This is a genomic window from Deinococcus budaensis (assembly GCF_014201885.1).
Classification (GTDB): domain Bacteria; phylum Deinococcota; class Deinococci; order Deinococcales; family Deinococcaceae; genus Deinococcus; species Deinococcus budaensis.
Genome location: NZ_JACHFN010000014.1, coordinates 49227 through 67792, shown reverse-complemented (window position 1 = coordinate 67792; position 18566 = coordinate 49227). Strand labels below are relative to the sequence as shown.

Below are 18566 nucleotides of genomic sequence, written 5' to 3'. Positions count from 1 at the left end.
TTCCCTCATTCCTCCCGCACGTGCGCCAGCATCAGCCGGGCGGTGGCCTCCAGCGCGCCTACGTGGGTGCGCTCGTAGGCGTGGCTGGCGTCCACGCCGGGGCCGATCAGGGCGACCGGGTAGTCGCCGCCCGCCCGCCAGGCCGCCGTGCCGTCGGAAGCGTAGTAGGGATAGAGGTCCACCCGCAGCTCCAGCCCCGCCCGCCGCGCCGACTCGCGCAGCCGATTCCCGAGCGCGTGATCATACGGCCCACCGCTGTCCGCCACGCAGAGGGTGACGTGATGCTCGCTGCTCGTCTGCCCCTCGCCCACGGCGGCCATGTCCACCGCGATCAGCTCGTCCGTGTGCGGCGGGATGCCGGTCGCGGCCCCGTGCCCGACCTCCTCGTAGGTGGTGACGTGAAAGGCGACGGTGCGGCTGGGCGGCGTTTCCAACAGGGCGCGGGTGACGCCCACAAACACGGCGACCGCCGCCTTGTTGTCGAGGTGACGGCTCTTGAGGTACCCGGCCCCGGTCAGCACCGCGCGCGGATCGAAGCTCACGAAGTCGCCCACCTCGATTCCCAGCGCCCGCGTCTCCTTGGGAGAGGCGGTGCGGGCGTCGAGCCGGACCTCCATCACGCTCTGCTCGCGCCGCAGCTCGCGCAGGGCGGGGCCGTGGACATGGGTGCTCTGGAAGGTGTTCACGACGGTGCCCGTGACGACCGCGCCCCCCTGAGTGTGGACCTGGACGTATGCGCCCTCAACGGTCGCCCAGTCGTAGCCGCCCAGCATGGCGAGGCGCAGGCGGCCGCCCTCCTTGATCTCCTTGACCATCGCGCCCAGGGTGTCCACATGGCCGCTGAAGGTGGTGTGGCCCACGCCCCTGCCGGCGACCTCCCAGGTCAGGGCGCCTTTTTTGGTGCGGGCGTGGGGCACGCCCAGCGCGCCCAGCTCGCCTTCCAGCAACCGGACGGCCCCCTCGGTGAAGCCGGTCGGGCTGGGGGTGTTCAGCAGGCGCAGCAGCAGGTCGAGGGTGGCGGGGAGGTCAAAGGCGGCGGGCGGAGCGGCGGTCATGGGGGCATCATAGCCAGCCCTTGACCCTCCCCCTGGGGCAGGCCGCATGCTGCCTTCACCTCCGGAGGGCCGCATGACCGACACCCAGGACCCCCTCACCATCGGCGCCTTTGCCCGCGCCTCACGCCTGAGCCTCAAGGCGCTGCGGCTGTACGACGACCTCGGCCTGCTGCCCCCCGACCGGGTGGACCCCGACACGGGCTACCGCCTCTACGCGCCCGACCAGATCGAGACGGCCCGCCTGATCGGCCTGCTGCGCACGGTCGAGATGCCGCTGGCCGACATCCGCGCCTTGCTGGACGCCCCCGCGCATGAGCGGGCCGGGCGGGTGGAAGCCTACTGGCGGGAGGCACAGGCCCTTCACCTTCAGCGGGCCGCCGTCGCGCGGCATCTGATCCACACCCTCAGAGGAGACCCCATGCCCACGAGTTACGAAGTCCAGACCCGCGACATCCCTGCCCAGACGGTCCTGACCACCCAGCGCCGGGTGTTCCTGCCGGACCTCAGCGCCTTTATCGGGGCCTCGATGGACCGCCTGCACGCCGAGGTGCAAGCACAAGGAGCGGAGGCCGCTGGCCCGCCCGTCGTGATCTACCACGGCGAGGTCAATGCCGACTCGGACGGCCCAGTGGAGGTCTGCGTGCCCTACCGGGGACAGGTGCAGCCCAGCGGCGACTTCACCGCCCGCGAGGAACCCGCCCATACCGAGGCCTTCGTGACCGTCCGCAAGGCCGACTTCGAGTACCACGAGCTGATGACCGCCTACGACGCGGTGGACCGCTACGCCCGCGCCCACGGCGCCCGCAACGGCCTGGCGTGCCGCGAGGTCTACCCCCACGACTGGGACGCGGCGGGTCCCGCCGACCCGGCGGGCGAGGTCGCCTGCCCCTTCGATCCGCGCCGCTAAGCCCCCGGCCCCCGCCCCTGGCCGGGGGCGTTACGCTGCTTCCATGACCTACGCCGAGACCCTGGGTATCCGGGTGCTGGAGGCCGCGCCGCACCTCACCCGCGCCGCGCTGACCGTCACGGAAGGCGGCCTGAACAGGCACGGCACCGCGCACGGCGGCCTGCTGTTCTCGCTGGCGGACGAGGCCTTTGCAGTCATCAGCAACCTTGGCGCCCAGGCGGTGGCGGTCGAGACGCACCTGAGCTTTTTCCGGGCGGCGCGCCCCGGAGACGAACTGGTCGCCGTCGCCACCCCCGAGCGGGTGGGCCGCACCCTGGCAACCTACCGGGTGGAGGTTCGCCGGGGCGAGCAGGGAGAGGTGCTGGCGCTCTTTCTGGGCACCGTCTCGCGGCGGGCACCCACCCGGGACTAGCCTGGCCTTGTTTATTTCGCCGGTAAAGTGTTTACTGGAAAAACAAGGAGGTGCCTCGTGACCATCCGCTCTTTCTGGCTGCCCCTGGGCCTCACCCTTCTGGCCGGGGGGCTGCTGCCGCTTCAGTTCGCCGTCAATGGGGCGCTGGCGGGACAGCTCCATTCGGTCACGCTCACGGGGGCCGTGTCGTACGCGGTGGGCGCGCTGGGGCTGGCCCTGCTGCTGGCGCTGGGGCGGCAGCGGCCCGACTGGGCGGCCGGGCGGCAGGCTCCGCGCTGGAGCTGGCTGGGTGGGGTGGTGGGCAGCGCCTACGTGGTGGGCAGCGTGGTGCTCACGCAGAGGCTGGGCACGGCCCTGGCGACCACGCTCGTGATCGCCGCGCAGGTGCTCACGGCGATCTTGCTCGATCACCTGGGTGCGCTGGGGCTGAAGCGGCGGCGGGTGAACCCGGCGCGGGCGGCGGCCCTGGCACTGGTGCTCGCCGCGCTGGGCGCGCGGCTGTGGGAGGCGGCGTGAATCTCGCGCTGCTGCTGGGCACGCTGGGCGCCGGACTGGGCCTGGCGGCGGGCCTCGCGTTCAATGTGCGCCTGGCGCGGGCGCTGGGCACGCCGCTGGCGGCGACCCTGGTCACCTTCCTGGTGGGCGGGGGCCTGCTGGGCGGGCTGTGGCTGCTGGGCGTGGACGGCACGCGCCCTGCGGGGTGGCCGCCCGGGTGGACGCTGACGGGCGGCCTGCTGGGCGCCGCCTACGTGACCCTCAGCCTGATGGGAGCCGCGCGGCTGGGGGTCGGGGTCGGCACGGTGGCCGCGACCCTGGGGCAACTGCTCGCCGCGCTGATCCTGCCGGCCCTGGGGTGGCTGGGTCAGGCGCGGCAGGCGCCCTCTCCCGGCGCGGCCCTCAGCGCGGGGCTGCTGGCCGGGGCGGTCGCGCTGCTCGCCTGGGACCGGCACCGGGCGGCCGCGCGCCCGGAAGGGGAAGCATGAAGACCGCCGAGCTGCTGGAGCGGATCGAACGCGACTGGCAGGCAGCTCGTCCGGACGTGAATCCCGAACCGATGCTCACCGTGATCGCCGTGCAGCGGACCAGTCAGCTGCTTCAGGGCGCTCTGGAGGCCTTTTTCGCTGGGTACGACCTGACCCCCTCGGCCTTTGACGTGCTGGCGACCCTGCGCCGCTCGGCTCCGCCGGAGGGCCTGACCCTGGGTGACCTCGCGCACCGGATGGCCGTCACCCCGCCCGCCGTGACCAAGCGGGTGGACGGTCTGGAGCGCCGGGGGTGGGTGACGAGACACCCGGACCCCGGGGACCGCAGAACGGTCCGCGCCGCCCTGAGCGCCGCAGGACGAGCGGCGGTGGACGAACTGCTCCTCGCCCACGTCGCGCACGAGGAAGCCCTGCTGGGCCAGCTGACGCCCGACGAACGGAGGACGCTGCGGCAGCTGCTGGGCCGCCTTTCCCCGGCGGCGGAGGGGCCGTGAGGGCCGTGCAGGCCCGGCGCCCTTGTGTTATGTTATTTACGTAAGGAGGCAGCATGCTGCATATCGAATTCATCACCGATCTGGGGGCGCGCGTCACGGTGGACGTGGAAAGTGCCGACAAGCTGCTCGAGGTTCAGCGCCAGTACGGGCGGCTGGGCTGGACCAGCGGCGACCTGCCCGCCGGGGGCTACCAGTTCCCGCACGACAACGAGGCCGATTTCGACTGGAACCTGATCGGCGCCAGGAAGTGGACCAGCCCCGACGGCGAGGACCTGGTCATCCACCGGGGCCACGCCTACCGCCGCCGCGAGCTGGAAGCGGTGGACAGCCGCAAGATGAAGCTGCCTGCCGCCGTCAAGTACTCGCGCGGCGCCAAGAACACCGATCCCGACCACGTGCGCGAGAAGGCCGACGGCGAGTTCGAGTACGTGACCCTCGCCATTTTCCGGGGCGGCAAGCGGCAGGAGCGCTACGCGGTGCCCGGCGGGAACCGTCCGGCAGCCCAGGCGGGCGCCCCCGCCGCCCGTCCGGCCCCCACCCGCCCCCAACCCGCCGCCCGCCCCGCTCCGGTCGCGGTGGCCGAGGAAGACACGCCGTTCTGAGAACGGTCAGGGGTCAGGAGGCCGGGGGTTTGCGGGACCACCCTGGCCTCCCTCCCCCGGGCGACTCCCCACTGCCTGCCCCTCAATCACCCCCCGCACGTCGGCAGGTTGCCAGCCCCCGGGCTTGAGCCACTTGCCGTCGGCGCGTTTGGGGCCGCCGAGCTTGCTCAGGTTGGCGCGGTGGACCTCGGCAAAGACCGCGTCGGCGTCGATGCCCAGGGTCGTCAGCGCCCCGTAGGTCACGTACAGCAGGTCCGCGAGTTCGTGGGCCAGCGGCGCGAGGTCGCCGGGCGGGACCGTCTCGCCCGCGCCCAGGCGGGTCGCCAGGGCCGCGAATTCGGCCTCCACCTCCGCCGTCTCCTCGTGGATCAGGGTGCGGCGCAGGGCCAACAGGTCAGGGCCAGGCACGGCGGGCCGCTCGGGCACCGGCACCCCAAAGGCGCGGTGAAGCTCGGTGACGCGGGCGGCGTTCGTCTGGGCAGCGTCGGACACCGCCCGATGCTAGGGCAAGCCCACGGTCCGCGGGGCCAAGAAAGGGCCAAGAAAGAAGGGAGCCTGACTCGGCTCCCCTCCCTGATGGTGCGGGTGAAGGGTGTCGAACCCCCCCGTCGGCCTGCGTCCGCCCCGCTCGCGCGCCCGTTTGATGGGAGGTGGGCGTCTCCCTCCGGCTCCCCCGCGCCGCTGGTCGCCGCGTCTGAGCCAGGGCGCAGTATGCCGCCCCCGCAGCGGGCCTTCATGTGCCAGTCGGCCACCTGGCCTTAAGGAAAATGGCGTACTGAACGGCAAAATCCGTGCCTTCTTACACTTCGAGCAGGTGGTAGCCGTAGGCGTTGACGACCCTGGCCCCGCTGGCCTCGTCGAGGTAGGCCAGCTTGCGGCCCTCGTAGTCGTGGACGTGGCCGTGGACGACCACGCGCGGGCGGCGCAGGCGCATGAAGCGGGTGATTTCCTCGCAGCCCCGGTGGGCGTAGTCGCTGCCGCTGTGCGGACCAAGCGGCGGCGCGTGCGTGAGCAGGATGTCCACGCCGCCCCGCGCCTGCCAGCCCAGCCACCGCAGCCCCCGGCGGGCCTGCCCCGCGCTGTACTGGCCCTCGCCGCCCGGGCGGTAGCGGGGCACGCCGCCCCACCCGGCGATGCGCAGCCCGGCGGCCGTCACCACCCGGCCGTGCGCGGCGACCACGCCCCGGGGCGGCACCCGGGTCTCGCCCTCGTGGACGGTCTCGTCGCCGTGGTTGCCGTGGACATACACGACCGGCACCGGCAGCGAACTCGCCAGAAATTCCAGGTAGTAGCCTGGCAGGTCGCCCGCCGCCAGCACCAGGTCCACGGGAGGCGCCCGCTGCCCGAAGCCCTCGCGGTACACGAAGGGATGCACGTAGTCGGCCACCACCATCACGCGGCGCGGCGACCCGGTGGGGGGCGATCCGGCGGGGGGCAGGGAGGCAGGCAGGAGAGCAGTCACGGGCGGGAGATGAGTCTAGCGCGGCGCTTCCCGGCCAATCCGCCCTCACCCCCCGCGACGCGGCCACCTACTGCTTATGACTATTCACCGGCAGGGCGCCCTGGCCGCTGTTCCGCCGCCGCCGGCCACATATTCTTGCAAGGCTGAGGCATAGCGCGGCGGCGGCCCTAGGCTGGGGGCCATGAACGTGACTATTCTGGGCATTCCGATGGACCTGGGGGCCGGGCGCCGGGGCGTGGATATGGGCGCCTCGGCCCTGCGAAACGCCCACCTGGCCCAGACGCTGCGGGACCTGGGGCACCACGTCACCGATCTGGGCGACGTGCCGGTCGCGCTGCCCGAGACCCTCGACAAGCACGCGGCGAGCGGGCTGGTCTTTCTCGATCCCATTCTGGACGCCTGCCGGGCCACGGCCGAGCGGCTGGCGGCGCTGCCCCAAGGCAGCTTTCCGGTCACGCTGGGGGGCGACCACAGCGTCAGCATGGGCACCGTGAGCGGCAACGCGCGGCGCGGCCAACCGGCGGGCGGCGGGGGCGCGCGCACCGGACTCCTCTGGGTGGACGCCCACAGCGACTACAACACCCCCCAGAGCAGCCCCAGCGGCAATATTCACGGGATGCCGGTCGCGCACCTCACCGGCCTGGGCGACCCCGGCCTGGCGGCCCTGGGCGGCGGCTGGACCCTGCGCCCCGAGGACATCGTGATGGTCGGCATCCGCAGCGTGGACGCCTCCGAGCGGGGGCTGCTGCGGGAAGCCGGCATCAAGGCCTACACCATGAAGGACGTGGACCAGCTGGGCATCACCCGCATCACGGAAGAAGCGCTGGAGCGGCTCTCGGGCGTGGAGCGGCTGCACGTGTCCTTTGACGCCGACGCGCTGGACCCCTCGGTCTGCCCCGGCGTGGGCACCCCGGTCCCCGGCGGCCTGACCTACCGCGAGGGCCACCTGCTGATGGAACTGCTTTCCGAGTCGGGCCGGGTCACCAGCCTCGACATCGTGGAGGTCAACCCGGTGCTCGACACCCGCAACCAGACCGCCGAGGTCATGGTCAGCATGGCGGCGAGCTTGCTGGGCCAGCGCATTCTGTAGCGGCCCACCCCGTCTTGTAGCCTGGGGGCCATGCCCCACGCCGTCCGCCTTCAGTACGTTCACAAAGATGCCCAGGGCCAGGACGCTCTGCTGGACGAACCGCACTGGCTGGAAGACGACGCGGGCGAGCGCCGGGTCTTCGGCAGCGCGCAGGAGGCCGACGAGGCGGCGCGGGTCGCCACCGACGGCCAGTGGCTTTACGAGGTGGTCGAGCTGCCGCTGGCCCCGGCCTCGCCCGCCGAGGCGCCGGAGGGGGGCAGATAGGGACGGGCCGCCTCGAACCCGCCGAGCGTTCCAGGCGCCAGCGCCCAGTCCTCGCCCTCCCGGGTGGCCTGGCCCGACTGCACCAGCCGGTTGAGTTCGGCCTCGACGCGCTGGCCCACCCGGCGCAGCGGCATTTCGTCTGTGCCCGCCACGCCGCGCCAGGTCAGAAAGGCCCGGTGAAAGGCGGGCAGGGCGCCGAGGCCCACCCGGGTTTCCAGCGCCCGCCAGGAGAGGGAGGCCGTGTCCTCTGGGGAGAGCTTCTCGCGGGTCATGCCCTCCGTTGTACTCCCGCGCCCGCTTCCCCCACAATGGCCCCCATGACTGCCTCCGCCCCCGGCCCCTCCGGCGAGCTGCCCCCGGACCTGACCCGGCACCTGGAAACGCTGGGCGGCCAGCTGGTGTGGCGGATCGGCAAGGACGAGGTGAGCGACGAGGTGATCGTGCGCCTGGGCTACGCTTCGGCCACCCCCCGCTTCGCGCACCTGCCCCGGCTGCGCAGCGCGAACGACGCCGAGTTGCAGGCCGCCGTCGCCGAGAACCGCGTGGTGATCGAGTGGGTGGACTGACCCCCGGCGACCCCCCCGGCCGCGCCCCGGACCTCCAGATCGAGGCCGCCCAGAGCTTTGCCCTCCCCCACCCCGGCGGGCAGGCGGCGGCCCTGGCCTTTGTGCGCGACGCGGGCCGGGCGCTGGCGCGGGTGCAGTTTCTGCGCGACCTGCGCGCCGGGCCGGGGGGGGTCAGCGGCGAGCTGGTGGTCACGGTGCCGGTGCTGGGCGAGGTGGACCTGCCCTTCCGGAGCCGCCTGGAGGAGACGCCGCAGGGCGCGGCCCTTCTCCCGCAGCCGGTGGCGGGCGAGCGGGCCTGGGTGGAGGTCGCCGGGCAGGCGCAGGTGGACGGGGCGGGGGTCGCCACCTTTCACTTTCATTTTCGCGCGCACCTGGGGTTGCCGCAGGCTGAGGGCTGGGGCGGCGCGGCCTTCGAGAAGATGGTGCGGGCGGCGGCGGCCCGGACGCTGGAGCGGGTGGCGGGGGAGTTGCCGGCGGGGATCGCGGCGGCGATGGCGGCCGATCCAGGTCAGGCGCAGCGCTCACCGTAGCCGCCCCCTCAGAAGCAGGGGAAGCGGCCCTCTGTCGCCAGCCGTCCTTTTCCTGGCCCCGGCCCTTGCGTTACGCTGCCGGGGTGCCCCGTCTCCCCCCGTGGAGCAGGCCACGCGCGCGGGGGACCTCAGCGCCATCCCTCTCCAGGCTGTTCTGTGAGACGCCCCCCCGCGCGAAGGAGCAGAGGATGCGGAAGTTCTACACGTCGGAATCGGTATCGGAAGGCCACCCGGACAAGCTGGCCGACTTCATCTCGGACTCCATTCTGGACGAGTTTCTGCGCCAGGAACCGGGCAGCCGGGTCGCGGTCGAGACGCTGCTGACCACCGGCATGGCGGTCGTGGCGGGCGAGGTGACGGCCCAGACGGCCCGCGTGGACGTGCAAAAAACCGTGCGTGACGCCGTGATGAAAGTCGGCTACACCCGCGCCAACTACGGCTTCGACGCCGAGTACAGCGCCGTGCTCGTCGCCCTGCACGAGCAGTCGCCCGAGATCGCCGGGGGCGTGAACTTTTCCGAGGAATGGCGGGAGATGAGCGAGGAGGAGCGCGCCCGCCCCGAGAATGAGCACTCGCGGATCGGCGCGGGCGACCAGGGCCTGATGTTCGGCTACGCGACCGACGAGACGCCCGAGCTGATGCCGCTGCCCATCTCGCTGGCGCACAAACTCACCCGGCGGCTGGCCGAGCTGCGCAAGAACGGGACCCTCCCCTACCTGCGCCCCGACGCCAAGGCGCAGGTGACGGTCGTCCGCGACGGCGAACCGCACGAGGCGCGCGAGACGCGGGTGGACACGGTCGTCATCAGCACCCAGCACAGCGAGGACGTGGGCCAGGAGAGCATTCGCGCCGACATGATCGCGCACGTGATCCGCGCGGTGATCCCGGCGGAGCTGCTCAGCGACGAGACCAAGTTCTTCATCAACCCCAGCGGCAAGTTCGTGATCGGCGGCCCGCACGGCGACACCGGCCTGACCGGGCGCAAGATCATCGTGGACACCTACGGGGGAGCCGTCCCGCACGGCGGCGGCGCGTTCTCGGGCAAGGACCCCACCAAGGTGGACCGCTCGGCGGCCTACTACGCGCGCTACATCGCCAAGAACGTGGTCGCGGCGGGGCTGGCGCGGCGGGCGCTGGTCGAGGTCGCCTACGCCATCGGGCGGGCGCATCCAGTCAGCCTGCGGGTGGACACCTACGGCACCGGCACGGTCAGCGACGAGGTGCTGGCTGGACTGGTCGCACGCCACTTCGACGCCCGCCCCCAAGCGATCATCGCGCAGCTCGACCTGCTGCGCCCGATCTACGCGCAGACCGCCGCCTACGGCCACTTCGGGCGTGAGGGGCTGCCCTGGGAGGCCACCGACCGCGCCGGGGCGCTGCGCACGGCCGCCGAGGAGCTGAAACAGCCGGTCTGAAGGGCGTCAGCGGCGAGGCCGGGAGGGCGGACCCTGCGCCCCCGGCCTCGCGCCTTTTCTCACGGCTCGCGGCTAGCTAGGCGCCCGCTTCCCGCTCCGCGTACACCTCCGCGAACTTGCGCCGCAGGGCCGCCGCCGAGGCGCGGGGCACCATCTCGGAGATGTCGCCCCCGTAGCTGGCGATCTCGCGGACCATGGTGGAGCTGACGAAGCTCCAGCGGGTCGCGGCCATGATGAAGACCGTCTCGACCTCCCCGATCTGGCGGTTGAGGTGCGCGATCTGGAGTTCGTACTCGTAGTCGGAGACCGCCCGCAGGCCGCGCACGATGATGCCTTTTTGCTGCCGGGCCATGTAGTCCACCAGCAGCCCGCCGAAGGTGTCCACGCTGACGTTGCCGAAATGCGCGGTCGCCTCGTGCAAGATCGCCAGGCGCTCTTCCAGGGTAAAGAGGTGCTTGCCCTGCTTGCGGGCGTTGTGCATGACCGTCACGGTGACCTGATCGAAGATGCGCGACGCCCGCGTCAACACGTCCATGTGGCCGCTGGTGATGGGGTCGAAGGAACCGGGAAAGACGGCGTTCATGCGGGGCCGCCTGCCGGGTCGCCCGCTTCGGCGCGCACGTAGAGCGTGAGGGTATTGCTGCCGTAGCGCCGCTCCTCGCGCACGAAGCCGGGCGCCTCCGGCAGCCCCGTGCGGTCAGGATGCTGGCAGACCAGCAGGCCGCCCGGGGCCAGGACAGCGGAGGCCAGCAGCTTCTTCGCCAGGCGCGGAATGTCCTGCACGTAGGGCGGGTCGCTGAACACCACGTCGAAGGCGCCCAGCCCCGGCAGCAGCGCTTCGGCGTCGCCGCGCAGCACCCGCACCCGCAACTCCAGCTGCCGGGCGTTGTCCTCCAGCGCCCGGACCGCGCGGGGGTCCAGCTCGATCAGGGTGACCGCGTAGCCCCGGCTGGCGGCCTCCAGGCCCACCGCGCCGCTGCCGCCGTGCAGGTCGAGGAAGCTGCCCGAGGGTTTGCGCGCCGCCAGCAGGTCAAAGAGGCTCTTGCGGAGACGGACGCCGCTGGGCCGGGCGCTCTCAGGAACTTTCAGGGCGCGGCCTCTCGCGCTGCCGCCCAGGATTCGCAGACTCACGCGCGCAGGCTAACCCAGATTGGCGCCCCCACCGGCAGGGGCAGGGGCGCGCGGGCGGGGAAGGGGGGCGGCGTTACTGCAACCGCACCGCCGTGCAGGCCACGCCGGGGTCCGCCGGGGTGCCCTCGGCGTCGGCAGCGGTGTGGATGTTGAAGTAGGTCGCCGCCAGCACGTCGCCGCTGGGCACCCGGCCCGACATGGTGAGCACGCCGTTGGCGTCGGTCGTGGCCACGATCTTGCTGCTCATGATGGGCGGGCCGCCGCTCTCGCAGGGCGGCGCGCCCGCCGTGCCCTGGAGGTGGTAGTGCGCGACGTAGGCCTGGTTGGGCCGCAGACCGCTGGCGCGGGCCTCGGTCATCACCATGTAGGCCGAGCGCTGCACGCTGACGGTGCCGCTGGGGTTCAGCTCCCCGGCGGCCGGCTGCTTGCCCAGCGTGTAGGGGCTGCCTGCCGTCATCAGGGTGCAGGACCCCAGCAGCAGAGGAAGGGCGAACACGAGGAGTCGGTTCATGGGTATACCTCCTGGTCACGGCTGAGCTGAAATGTGAACAAGAGCAGTGTGCCCGCACGGCCCGGCGCGGCAGTGTCGGTCAGCGTGCAATATAGGTAAACCATGAAGACCCAGGGCGCAGGCCAGAGACCGGGCACCCGGCCAGCGCCGCCGCGCAGCACAGCCCCGGCCGCAGCCCCGGCGCCGGGGCGCTGATCCGTGCAGGACCTGGTCGGGGCGATCACGGCGGGCGGGCGCTCAAGCCGCTTTGGCCGCGACAAGGCCGGGGCGCTGCTGGAGGGCCGGACCCTGCTGGCCCACGTGGCCGCGAGCCTGGAGGGGGTGGGGCTGCGGCTGCTGGTGGTGCCGCCGGGCCGCTACGATCTGCCCGGCTGGCGCGAGCTGCCCGACACGCGCCCCGGCCAGGGACCGCTCGCCGCGCTGGAAGCGGCGCTGGCGGCGGCACAGGCCCAGGCAGGCCCGGTCTGGGTGGCTTTTGCCGGGGTGGATATGCCGCGCCTGACGCCCGCGTACTGGCGGGCGCTCGCGCAGGAACGTGGCCCCGACGTGCGCGCGGTGCAGGCGCTGGACGCCCAGCACCGGCCGCAGCCGCTGGCGGCCCTGTACCACACGTCGCTGCGGCCCGCCGTCACGGCGCAGCTCGACGCGGGCGAACGCCGCCTGCGCGCCGCCGCGCCGCCCGGCGCAACGCGGACCGTGCCGCACGCCGTGATCGAGACGGTGAGTCCGGGCGCCTTGCAGAACGTGAACACGGCTGACGACCTCGCGGCGCTGGTGCTCGGGGGGGACCGCCCTCCTGGGCGGTGATGCAACCAAAAGAGCGCGCCCTTCATGGGGCCTCACCTGATGCGGGGCGACGTTGTGGGGCTGCCGGACACGCCCGGCAGTCTGGTCCGGCATTGGCGCACCCGGGTTTGGCCGCACGGCACGGGGGAAAAGTTCATGGCACGCTGCCGTGAGGTCCGTCTCAAGGCCAGGTTGACGGACCTGGGAAAACCTGAAGCGTGAGGCCCCGGAGGGTCAACCGTTGCGTACCCTGTGGGCCGGGGTTGCATCCGTGCCTGTCCCCGAGGAGACGCATGACCGAAGAACGCCCCACCCTTTACCTCGCCGTCCACGCGGCGGCCCTCTGGGTGGTCCACGCCGAGTTGCAAGTCGTCCATGTGGCGCCCAGCGGCCTGATTGATTTTCCCAACCGCAGCGCCTTTGAGATCACCCATCTGCCCGGTTCGCCCGACGTCTTTTCCAAGTCCCGCGAGTTTCAGGTGGACCTCGGAGAATTGAAGCGGCGCCAGGGCGACCAGGTCGGCCACCTGTACGCGGTCAGCATCCACAGCATGCCGCGCTCGCTCCAGTTTCTGGACGGCATGGTGCTGCAAGCCCGGGCGCCGGGGTTCGAGACCAGCGTCTCCATGCAGCTCGAAGACCACGCCGTGCTGCTGGGGGTCTGGTGGCAGACCCGTGCGGGCGAGTGGGCCTTCGAATACAGCGGCAAGGTGCTCGACACCATGAACGCCACCTACCAGACGATCTTTCTGGCGGGCCTCTACGCCGAGCGGTTCGCGGACCGCTGACCCCCCGGCGGCCCGCACCCTGCCTGGGCCGGACACGCAAAAAGGCGACCCGTGGGCCGCCTTGATTTCTTGAAGATAGCGCCGTATGCGTCTGGCGTCAAGAGATGCAGGGCGATTTTTTCCCTCTCGGACACCAGGTTACCCGTACCGCGCTTTATGTTCGCGCTTAAGGCGGGCGTAGTCCTCGTTGGCCTCGGCCTGGTCCCAGCGGGCCTTGAAGATGCGGGCCGACTCGGCCTTGACAGGGTCTTCCGGGGTGCGGGGCAGCTCGGCGCGGCCGTGGGCACCGCTCTGACCCTTCTTGTCGGCGGGCACCGGGCCGCCGTACTTCTTGCCGCCCCGGTGGTTGGCATAGCGCCGGGAGCGGGTAAAGCCCATCTGGAGAAACTTGCGCGCCATGTCGGCCCCCACGAAGTCCCCGGCGCGCAGATACTCCAGGAACATCGCGTAGATTCGCTCGCTGCTGGCGCGGGCCGCCTCCGGCGTGGCAAAGCGCCAGTGCGGCAGCAGCTCGGCCTTGTACGGCTGCACCAGCAAGACCCCCTGCTCGCCCACCCCCACCCGGTACAGTTCGGGGTGCGCGCGCAGGTCGAGCTGGGCGTAATCGAGGGAATAGTCGAACTTCTTGCTCATGGGCCTCCATCAGAAAACCACCGGGGCGGCCCGGTGGTCTCTCGGCTTCTCCGCTGCGCCGCCGGTGCGTCAGTTCATGCGGTCGTCGTCCATCATCGCTTGGAGCATCCAGCGAATCTTGTCCAGGGTGGCCGCGTAGCCGGTGAACAGGTCAGCGGTGACGGGGTCGTTGGCCTCGTCCACTGTCTGCGCGTCGTCGCGGTAGCTCTTGCTGACGCGGGTCAGGTCGCCCACCAAGTCGGCCACCTGGCTGCGGGCGTCGCGGACGGTCTCGGTGGGGACCGCCACGGCGCTGAAACGCGCCAGGTCGGCAGGCGCGGCGACGGGACTGCCGCCCAGCGCGACCAGCCGCTCGGCCTGCTCGTCGATAGACGGGAAAAACTCGTCGATAAACTCGTCGTAGGCGAGGTGCAGGTCGCGGAAGAAGCGGCCCCGGATGTCCCAATGGTACTTCTTGAACTTCAGGTACAGGCTGATGGTGGTGGCGAGGTTGCGCTGCAAGGCCTCGCTGACAGTGCCGAACTCTTCTTCGGAGAGGTAGCCGTGGTCGACCAGGCGGTTGTGCACGGTGTCGAGGTGCGCGGCGTCGGCCTTGGCCTCGCCCTGGGCAGGCACGCCCGGGGTCCCGTTCGCCTGCTCGGCCGGAGTGGACGCGCCGACCTTGGCACGGCTGGCTCGGGGGGTCGCGGCGGTCTTCTTGGTCATGGCCTCACGCTACGACGCCTCCCGGAGCGCTCCCATACGGGGTTTCTTCACGCTTGCGGCGGCCCGGGCCGTATGCTGGTCTCTCCCATGACCCAGGTGCCCGACACCGACACGCTGGCCGATCTGCTGGCTGAGCTGCGGATCTTGCTTCAGGGCGCGCAGGTGCTGACCAGCTTCCTGATCATTCTGCCCTTCAACGCCAGTTTCCGCGACGTGGCGGCCCCGGAGCGCTGGGTCTACACGGCGACTTTCCTGTGCTCGCTGCTCAGCCTGGTGCTGCTCAGCGCGCCCGCCCTGCACCATTACCTGCGCCGCCCGATGCGTCACCCCGAGGAGTTCAAGGGCACCGCGACCCGGCTGGTCCGGGCGGGCGCCGTGTTCATGACGCTGGCGCTGGTGCTGGCGACGCGGCTGGTCGCGGCCCAGGTCGTGCCCGGCCCGCTGGCCTGGATCATGCCGGGCGGGCTGGCCCTGCTGCTGCTGTGGGTGTGGTGGCTGGTGCCGCTGCGCCACGAGCGCCGGGCCTACGGCGGGCCGAAGTCCTGACGCTGCCCGGCCCGCTCCAGCCCCCCGCCTCAGGCGGGCCGGAAGGTCAAGCGGCCCGCCTCCACCGCCCACTCCACGGCGCCCGCCTCCAGCAGCTCGGTCAGGTGGGCGCTCACCACCGCGCGGTTCAGGACCACCGCGCCGGGGTCTCTCATGGTCACGCCCAGGCGCAGGCAGACGCGGGCGAGCAGGTCGTCCACGCTCGCCGCGCCCTCCGCCACCGCCTCCAGCACCGCCTGGGTGGTGCGGGCGTAGGCGGCGAGGTTGGCGGCGACCAGCCCGGACAGGTCAGGGGTGGGGTCGCCGTGGCCGGGCAGGACCACCCGCACCCCGGAGAGGGTGCCCAGCCGGGCCGCTGACGCCTTCTGGTGGCCCGAGTCGGCGCAAAAGGTCAGCGGATGCTTGACGAGCGCCGCCGGGCCGAAGAGGGCGTCGGCGGCGTACAGCACGTCTCCGGCGCGCACGGCGACCATCTCGGCGGCGTGGCCGGGCACGTCCAGCAATTCGACCTCCACGCCGCCCAGCCGCACCGCCCCGGTCTCCACCGGCTGGGCCGGGCTGGCCGGGGCGAGGAGAAACTTGCTCTGCAACCCGGGCGGCGGCCAGGCGCCCCACAGCGAGAGCGGTTCGAGGACCGGATGCCGGATGATCGCGGCTTCCAGGGAGGGCGCGAAAACCTCCAGCCCCGGAAAGCGGCCCAGGATAAAGGCGTTGCCGCCGTGGTGGTCGGCGTGGCTGTGGGTGTTCAGGATCGCCGTGGGGGTCAGCCCGGCGGCCGCGAGCGCCCGCAGTAACCCGCGCGCGTGGCTATCGTCCAGGCCGGTGTCCACCAGCAGCGCGCCGCCCTGGCCGTCTTCCAGCACCAGGCTGTTGACGGCGCCGGGCAGGTATTGCACGCGGGGGGCGAGGGGCAGAAGCTGGGGCGCCATGGCCGCAGCGTACCCGGTCCTGCCGGGTGGCCCCGGGGTCTCCGGGTGCCTGGGGGTGTAGCCTCTCCCCCGTGACTGCGCCCGCCCCCACCGCTCCCCCCTTTCGCCTGTCGGGCGCGCAGCTGGGCTTGATCGCGGCGAACTTTTTGATGTGGGGCGGGTTTTTTGCGGTGATCCCGCTGGTCACGGTGCATTTCGTCGACGAGCTGGGCTGGGCGGCCGCCAGCGTGGGGCTGGTGCTGGGGCTGCGGCAGCTCACCCAGCAGGGGCTGACGGTGTTCGGCGGGGCCTGGGCCGACCGCATCGGCCCCAAGCCGCTGATCCTGGCCGGCTGCCTGATTCGCACGCTGGGCTTCGCCTGGATGGGCTTTGCCGAGACGCTGCCGGTCTTGCTGGCGGCGGCGCTGCTGGCGGGGATAGGCGGCGGCCTCTTCGACGCGCCCAAGAACGCGGCGATCACGGCCGTCACGGCGCCGGAGCACCGCACCCGCATGTTCAGCCTGACCAGCATCTCGGGCAACCTCGGCATGGTCACCGGGCCACTCATCGGGGCCGCGCTGCTGGGGCTGGGCTTCCGCACGGCGGCGCTGGCGGCGGGCAGCGTGTACCTGCTGGCCTGCGCGGTGCTGGCCGCGACCCTGCCGCATTTTCGCCCCGCCGCCGTGACCGGAGGCGGGCTGGACGGCCTGAAGACAGCCGCCCTGGACCGCCGTTTCCGGCGCTTCACACTGGTGCTGGTGGGCTACTTCCTGCTCAGCACCCAGCTCAACGTGGCGGTCACCCTCAAGGCGGTGGCGCTGGCCGGGCCGGGAGCCACGGGGCCGCTGTACGGCCTGTCGGCGGGGCTGGCGGTCGTGCTGCAATACCCGCTGCTCAGGTTCGTCGAGCGGCGGGTGCGGACGCGGGTCGCGCTGGTGGCGGCGGTGCTGACAGTCGCCCTCAGCCTGGGCCTGATGGGCTTTGCCGCGACCTTCGGGCAACTGCTCGCCTGCGTGGCGCTTTACAGCCTGGGCACCATGCTGGTCTACCCCACCCAGCAGACGCTCACCGCGCGGCTGGCCCCGCCGGGGCTGACGGGCAGCTATTTCGGGTTCTCCGCGATCAGCCTGGGATTGGGGGGCGCGGTGGGCAACGTGGTCGGCGGCCTGCTGATTGACGCGGGCGCGCGGATCGGGCTGCCGCTGCTGCCCTGGCTGAGCCTGATGGCGGTGGGGCTGCTCACGGCGCTGGGGCTGCGCTGGGCGCTGCGGGAGGTGCCGACGCGGGAGGCGGCGCAGGGGTGAGGGGAGGGCGCTGGGGAGGAACGCTGCGTTTGGCAGAGGAGCGGCGCAGGGGACACGGCCTTGGGCCGCAACGCTTGATCCTGGTGCGCTCCGGTTGCGCCCACCGTCTCGCGGTGCGGTAGAGCCGTGGGGAAGGGCGAAGTTCGCAGGGCAGCCATCCCTGCGGCCCGACCACATGACACGCCCCACGTCCTTTCGCTGGCCGTGGGGCGTGTTGTGTGGATTGGAGATTACGGGGCGCTGGGTGTGGCAGGAGCGGCGGGGGTGGCCGTGAGAAGCGCCTGGGCCTGCTGGAGGTGCCCCGTGATGACCGGCAGTTTCTCGGCGGCGTAGGCGACCACCGCCGGGTCGCGGCCTGCCGTCTGCTGGTTCTGGTGCAGGCTGATGCTGAGCTGGTGGCCCAGCACCTGCTCGCGGGCGTAGGCGGCGTCGAAGGCCGCGCCGCTGAGGGTGTTCAGGGTGGTGATCTTGAGTTGCAGCTCGGGGGGGAGCACCTTGGGCAGCGGCACGTTGCGCGCGGCGGCCAGGGTATTCACCTGGTTCTGGGCCGTGGTGTGGTCGGTGATCATCTGCTGGGCGAAAGCGCGGATCGCCGCCGTGTTCGACTTGCTCAGCGCGAGTTGCGACGACTGGATCTCGAAGAGGTTGCTGCCGGTCGCCGCTTGCAGGAAGAGGCCGTCGGCCGTTCCGGCGTTGGGGGCCATCAGGGTGCAGGAACCGAGGGCGAGGGGCAGCAGGATCAGGGCAGAGCGTCTGGGCATAGGGGATTCCTCCAGCGGGGCACGGCACGGACGTCACTTCCGGGCGGCTCGGCCCGGCGACCCCGCCCCCGTCAGGCCTCAGTCTGAGCCGCGGGTGGCCCGGGCCTGTGGCAGACCCCTCAAGGCCGCGTGAGCCGTTTCTCAGGGCCACCTGCGAAAAGGCTCAAGGCCTCTTCAGCCCCGCTGGCCCCGGGGCAGGCCGGATGCTGGCGTCCCCACCGCCAGCCGGATGGGGGTGGTCCGCCGGGGGCGTAAACTCGCCCCATGCTCTGGATCAATGTCCTGATGCTGCTGCTGGTCGCGGTGCTGATCGGCTGGGTGCCGCTGCTGGGGCCGCTGGCGCTGGGCTTCCTGGCGGGGCGCGCCGAACGGGGACCGCGCGCCGTGCTGATCTTGCTGCCCGCGCTGGCGCTGCAAACGCTGGGCCTGCTGGGCGTGCGCTGGCTGGAGAACACCGCCGAGGCGCGCGGTCTGGACGGCTGGTTCTGGACCGCCCTGGCGTGGCTGGGCAGCCCCCTGAACGCCGCGCTGGGGCGCCCCTTGGGCGGCATGATCGGTGACAGCGACGCGCTGGGCTTCTTGCTGCTGTTTACCCTGCCCGCGCTGCTGGGGCTGGCGCTGGGCTGGCTGACGGGGCGGCGCCGGGCCTCGCGGCGGGTGTAGCCCCGCCGGGCGCCGCCAGACTCGCCCTGATGAACGGGCGGCGGGGACAC

General features: G+C 72.1%; 27 protein-coding genes. 16 read left to right on the top strand and 11 right to left on the bottom strand.

Annotated elements, in window-relative coordinates; genetic code table 11:
* Window positions 1–5: 5 nt before the first annotated feature.
* Window positions 6–1055 carry a M42 family metallopeptidase gene (locus tag HNQ09_RS15355; protein WP_184031112.1) on the bottom strand — a complete coding sequence of 350 codons (1050 nt, stop codon included), beginning with the start codon at window positions 1053–1055 and terminating at the stop codon, window positions 6–8.
* Between the two features lie 73 nt (window positions 1056–1128).
* Between HNQ09_RS15355 and HNQ09_RS15350 the strand changes: the two genes are divergently transcribed.
* From HNQ09_RS15350 to HNQ09_RS15325, 6 genes are read left to right on the top strand one after another with little or no spacing between them, the layout of a single operon-like run.
* Window positions 1129–1962, top strand: a complete 834-nt coding sequence (locus HNQ09_RS15350; protein ID WP_184031109.1) for a MerR family transcriptional regulator — start codon at window positions 1129–1131, stop codon at window positions 1960–1962.
* 43 nt (window positions 1963–2005) lie between these two features.
* Complete coding sequence (gene paaI, locus HNQ09_RS15345) at window positions 2006–2374, top strand: hydroxyphenylacetyl-CoA thioesterase PaaI (RefSeq protein ID WP_184031107.1); 369 nt, start codon at window positions 2006–2008, stop codon at window positions 2372–2374.
* Between the two features lie 57 nt (window positions 2375–2431).
* A complete protein-coding gene (locus HNQ09_RS15340; protein ID WP_184031104.1) occupies window positions 2432–2890 on the top strand; it encodes a DMT family transporter in 459 nt (152 codons plus the stop codon).
* On the top strand, window positions 2887–3357 hold the full coding sequence (locus tag HNQ09_RS19210; RefSeq protein ID WP_184031101.1) for a DMT family transporter: 471 nt from the start codon (window positions 2887–2889) through the stop codon (window positions 3355–3357). Before HNQ09_RS15340 ends, HNQ09_RS19210 begins: the two co-directional genes overlap by 4 nt.
* Window positions 3354–3851 (top strand): MarR family winged helix-turn-helix transcriptional regulator, encoded by a 498-nt coding sequence (locus HNQ09_RS15330; protein WP_184031099.1) that lies wholly within the window; start codon window positions 3354–3356, stop codon window positions 3849–3851. The genes HNQ09_RS19210 and HNQ09_RS15330 overlap by 4 nt, the downstream gene beginning before the upstream one ends.
* Before the next feature lie 53 nt (window positions 3852–3904).
* Complete coding sequence (locus HNQ09_RS15325) at window positions 3905–4453, top strand: single-stranded DNA-binding protein (protein ID WP_184031096.1); 549 nt, start codon at window positions 3905–3907, stop codon at window positions 4451–4453.
* A 6-nt stretch (window positions 4454–4459) separates the two neighbouring features.
* Here HNQ09_RS15325 and HNQ09_RS15320 read toward each other — a convergent pair whose 3' ends face one another.
* Both HNQ09_RS15320 and HNQ09_RS15315 read right to left on the bottom strand, forming a co-directional pair.
* Complete coding sequence (locus HNQ09_RS15320; protein ID WP_184031094.1) at window positions 4460–4945, bottom strand: pyrophosphohydrolase domain-containing protein; 486 nt, start codon at window positions 4943–4945, stop codon at window positions 4460–4462.
* Window positions 4946–5252: 307 nt separating this feature from the next.
* A complete protein-coding gene (locus tag HNQ09_RS15315) occupies window positions 5253–5846 on the bottom strand; it encodes a metallophosphoesterase (protein WP_184031187.1) in 594 nt (197 codons plus the stop codon).
* Between the two features lie 250 nt (window positions 5847–6096).
* Here HNQ09_RS15315 and rocF point away from each other — a divergent pair, with 250 nt between their 5' ends.
* Both rocF and HNQ09_RS15305 read left to right on the top strand, forming a co-directional pair.
* Window positions 6097–7005, top strand: coding sequence for an arginase (rocF, locus tag HNQ09_RS15310; protein WP_184031091.1), 909 nt, complete (start codon window positions 6097–6099; stop codon window positions 7003–7005).
* 30 nt (window positions 7006–7035) lie between these two features.
* The gene (locus HNQ09_RS15305; protein ID WP_184031089.1) at window positions 7036–7269 is read left to right on the top strand and encodes a hypothetical protein; all 234 of its coding nucleotides are present in this window, start codon (window positions 7036–7038) and stop codon (window positions 7267–7269) included.
* Here HNQ09_RS15305 and HNQ09_RS15300 read toward each other — a convergent pair.
* Window positions 7203–7541 (bottom strand): hypothetical protein, encoded by a 339-nt coding sequence (locus HNQ09_RS15300; protein WP_184031086.1) that lies wholly within the window; start codon window positions 7539–7541, stop codon window positions 7203–7205. The two genes, HNQ09_RS15305 and HNQ09_RS15300, sit on opposite strands and share 67 nt — an antisense overlap.
* Before the next feature lie 45 nt (window positions 7542–7586).
* On the opposite strand from HNQ09_RS15300, the gene HNQ09_RS15295 reads away from it, so the two are divergent.
* From HNQ09_RS15295 to metK, 3 genes are all read left to right on the top strand, one after another.
* Window positions 7587–7835 (top strand): DUF3248 domain-containing protein, encoded by a 249-nt coding sequence (locus HNQ09_RS15295; protein WP_184031085.1) that lies wholly within the window; start codon window positions 7587–7589, stop codon window positions 7833–7835.
* Window positions 7823–8365: a DUF3809 family protein gene (locus HNQ09_RS15290; RefSeq protein WP_184031082.1), complete on the top strand. Its 543-nt coding sequence runs from the start codon at window positions 7823–7825 to the stop codon at window positions 8363–8365. The genes HNQ09_RS15295 and HNQ09_RS15290 overlap by 13 nt, the downstream gene beginning before the upstream one ends.
* Before the next feature lie 188 nt (window positions 8366–8553).
* The gene (gene metK / locus HNQ09_RS15285) at window positions 8554–9780 is read left to right on the top strand and encodes a methionine adenosyltransferase (protein ID WP_184031078.1); all 1227 of its coding nucleotides are present in this window, start codon (window positions 8554–8556) and stop codon (window positions 9778–9780) included.
* A 76-nt stretch (window positions 9781–9856) separates the two neighbouring features.
* On the opposite strand, the gene coaD is transcribed toward metK, so the two are convergent.
* From coaD to HNQ09_RS15270, 3 genes are all read right to left on the bottom strand, one after another.
* A complete protein-coding gene (gene coaD / locus HNQ09_RS15280) occupies window positions 9857–10363 on the bottom strand; it encodes a pantetheine-phosphate adenylyltransferase (RefSeq protein WP_184031076.1) in 507 nt (168 codons plus the stop codon).
* Entirely contained in the window at window positions 10360–10911 is a 552-nt protein-coding gene (locus tag HNQ09_RS15275; RefSeq protein ID WP_184031073.1) for an RsmD family RNA methyltransferase, read from the bottom strand. The genes coaD and HNQ09_RS15275 overlap by 4 nt, the downstream gene beginning before the upstream one ends.
* A gap of 73 nt (window positions 10912–10984) precedes the next feature.
* Complete coding sequence (locus HNQ09_RS15270) at window positions 10985–11422, bottom strand: superoxide dismutase (protein ID WP_184031070.1); 438 nt, start codon at window positions 11420–11422, stop codon at window positions 10985–10987.
* 198 nt (window positions 11423–11620) lie between these two features.
* On the opposite strand from HNQ09_RS15270, the gene HNQ09_RS15265 reads away from it, so the two are divergent.
* Window positions 11621–12229, top strand: a complete 609-nt coding sequence (locus HNQ09_RS15265) for an NTP transferase domain-containing protein (protein WP_184031067.1) — start codon at window positions 11621–11623, stop codon at window positions 12227–12229.
* Between the two features lie 272 nt (window positions 12230–12501).
* Entirely contained in the window at window positions 12502–12996 is a 495-nt protein-coding gene (locus HNQ09_RS15260) for a hypothetical protein (RefSeq protein WP_184031064.1), read from the top strand.
* A 138-nt stretch (window positions 12997–13134) separates the two neighbouring features.
* Here HNQ09_RS15260 and HNQ09_RS15255 read toward each other — a convergent pair whose 3' ends face one another.
* Both HNQ09_RS15255 and HNQ09_RS15250 read right to left on the bottom strand, forming a co-directional pair.
* Window positions 13135–13629 carry a DUF4385 domain-containing protein gene (locus tag HNQ09_RS15255; RefSeq protein ID WP_184031061.1) on the bottom strand — a complete coding sequence of 165 codons (495 nt, stop codon included), beginning with the start codon at window positions 13627–13629 and terminating at the stop codon, window positions 13135–13137.
* Window positions 13630–13698: 69 nt separating this feature from the next.
* Window positions 13699–14334 carry a Dps family protein gene (locus tag HNQ09_RS15250; RefSeq protein WP_184031058.1) on the bottom strand — a complete coding sequence of 212 codons (636 nt, stop codon included), beginning with the start codon at window positions 14332–14334 and terminating at the stop codon, window positions 13699–13701.
* An 87-nt stretch (window positions 14335–14421) separates the two neighbouring features.
* Between HNQ09_RS15250 and HNQ09_RS15245 the strand changes: the two genes are divergently transcribed.
* Window positions 14422–14880, top strand: a complete 459-nt coding sequence (locus tag HNQ09_RS15245; RefSeq protein WP_184031055.1) for a DUF6328 family protein — start codon at window positions 14422–14424, stop codon at window positions 14878–14880.
* A gap of 29 nt (window positions 14881–14909) precedes the next feature.
* On the opposite strand, the gene HNQ09_RS15240 is transcribed toward HNQ09_RS15245, so the two are convergent.
* Window positions 14910–15809, bottom strand: a complete 900-nt coding sequence (locus HNQ09_RS15240; RefSeq protein WP_184031052.1) for an MBL fold metallo-hydrolase — start codon at window positions 15807–15809, stop codon at window positions 14910–14912.
* Between the two features lie 71 nt (window positions 15810–15880).
* Here HNQ09_RS15240 and HNQ09_RS15235 point away from each other — a divergent pair, with 71 nt between their 5' ends.
* Window positions 15881–17092 (top strand): MFS transporter, encoded by a 1212-nt coding sequence (locus HNQ09_RS15235; RefSeq protein WP_184031049.1) that lies wholly within the window; start codon window positions 15881–15883, stop codon window positions 17090–17092.
* A gap of 230 nt (window positions 17093–17322) precedes the next feature.
* Here HNQ09_RS15235 and HNQ09_RS15230 read toward each other — a convergent pair whose 3' ends face one another.
* Window positions 17323–17853 carry a DUF4142 domain-containing protein gene (locus tag HNQ09_RS15230; protein ID WP_184031045.1) on the bottom strand — a complete coding sequence of 177 codons (531 nt, stop codon included), beginning with the start codon at window positions 17851–17853 and terminating at the stop codon, window positions 17323–17325.
* A gap of 264 nt (window positions 17854–18117) precedes the next feature.
* On the opposite strand from HNQ09_RS15230, the gene HNQ09_RS15225 reads away from it, so the two are divergent.
* Window positions 18118–18516: a hypothetical protein gene (locus HNQ09_RS15225; RefSeq protein WP_184031043.1), complete on the top strand. Its 399-nt coding sequence runs from the start codon at window positions 18118–18120 to the stop codon at window positions 18514–18516.
* Window positions 18517–18566 lie beyond the last annotated feature (50 nt).

Coding starts and splice junctions, on each gene's coding strand:
- HNQ09_RS15355 (WP_184031112.1), bottom strand. CDS start 1,055: ATGACCGCCGCTCCGCCCGCCGCCTTTGACCTCCCCGCCACCCTCGAC.
- HNQ09_RS15350 (WP_184031109.1), top strand. CDS start 1,129: ATGACCGACACCCAGGACCCCCTCACCATCGGCGCCTTTGCCCGCGCC.
- paaI (WP_184031107.1), top strand. CDS start 2,006: ATGACCTACGCCGAGACCCTGGGTATCCGGGTGCTGGAGGCCGCGCCG.
- HNQ09_RS15330 (WP_184031099.1), top strand. CDS start 3,354: ATGAAGACCGCCGAGCTGCTGGAGCGGATCGAACGCGACTGGCAGGCA.
- HNQ09_RS15325 (WP_184031096.1), top strand. CDS start 3,905: ATGCTGCATATCGAATTCATCACCGATCTGGGGGCGCGCGTCACGGTG.
- HNQ09_RS15315 (WP_184031187.1), bottom strand. CDS start 5,846: ATGGTGGTGGCCGACTACGTGCATCCCTTCGTGTACCGCGAGGGCTTC.
- rocF (WP_184031091.1), top strand. CDS start 6,097: ATGAACGTGACTATTCTGGGCATTCCGATGGACCTGGGGGCCGGGCGC.
- HNQ09_RS15305 (WP_184031089.1), top strand. CDS start 7,036: ATGCCCCACGCCGTCCGCCTTCAGTACGTTCACAAAGATGCCCAGGGC.
- HNQ09_RS15300 (WP_184031086.1), bottom strand. CDS start 7,541: ATGACCCGCGAGAAGCTCTCCCCAGAGGACACGGCCTCCCTCTCCTGG.
- HNQ09_RS15295 (WP_184031085.1), top strand. CDS start 7,587: ATGACTGCCTCCGCCCCCGGCCCCTCCGGCGAGCTGCCCCCGGACCTG.
- metK (WP_184031078.1), top strand. CDS start 8,554: ATGCGGAAGTTCTACACGTCGGAATCGGTATCGGAAGGCCACCCGGAC.
- coaD (WP_184031076.1), bottom strand. CDS start 10,363: ATGAACGCCGTCTTTCCCGGTTCCTTCGACCCCATCACCAGCGGCCAC.
- HNQ09_RS15270 (WP_184031070.1), bottom strand. CDS start 11,422: ATGAACCGACTCCTCGTGTTCGCCCTTCCTCTGCTGCTGGGGTCCTGC.
- HNQ09_RS15260 (WP_184031064.1), top strand. CDS start 12,502: ATGACCGAAGAACGCCCCACCCTTTACCTCGCCGTCCACGCGGCGGCC.
- HNQ09_RS15255 (WP_184031061.1), bottom strand. CDS start 13,629: ATGAGCAAGAAGTTCGACTATTCCCTCGATTACGCCCAGCTCGACCTG.
- HNQ09_RS15250 (WP_184031058.1), bottom strand. CDS start 14,334: ATGACCAAGAAGACCGCCGCGACCCCCCGAGCCAGCCGTGCCAAGGTC.
- HNQ09_RS15245 (WP_184031055.1), top strand. CDS start 14,422: ATGACCCAGGTGCCCGACACCGACACGCTGGCCGATCTGCTGGCTGAG.
- HNQ09_RS15240 (WP_184031052.1), bottom strand. CDS start 15,809: ATGGCGCCCCAGCTTCTGCCCCTCGCCCCCCGCGTGCAATACCTGCCC.
- HNQ09_RS15230 (WP_184031045.1), bottom strand. CDS start 17,853: ATGCCCAGACGCTCTGCCCTGATCCTGCTGCCCCTCGCCCTCGGTTCC.
- HNQ09_RS15225 (WP_184031043.1), top strand. CDS start 18,118: ATGCTCTGGATCAATGTCCTGATGCTGCTGCTGGTCGCGGTGCTGATC.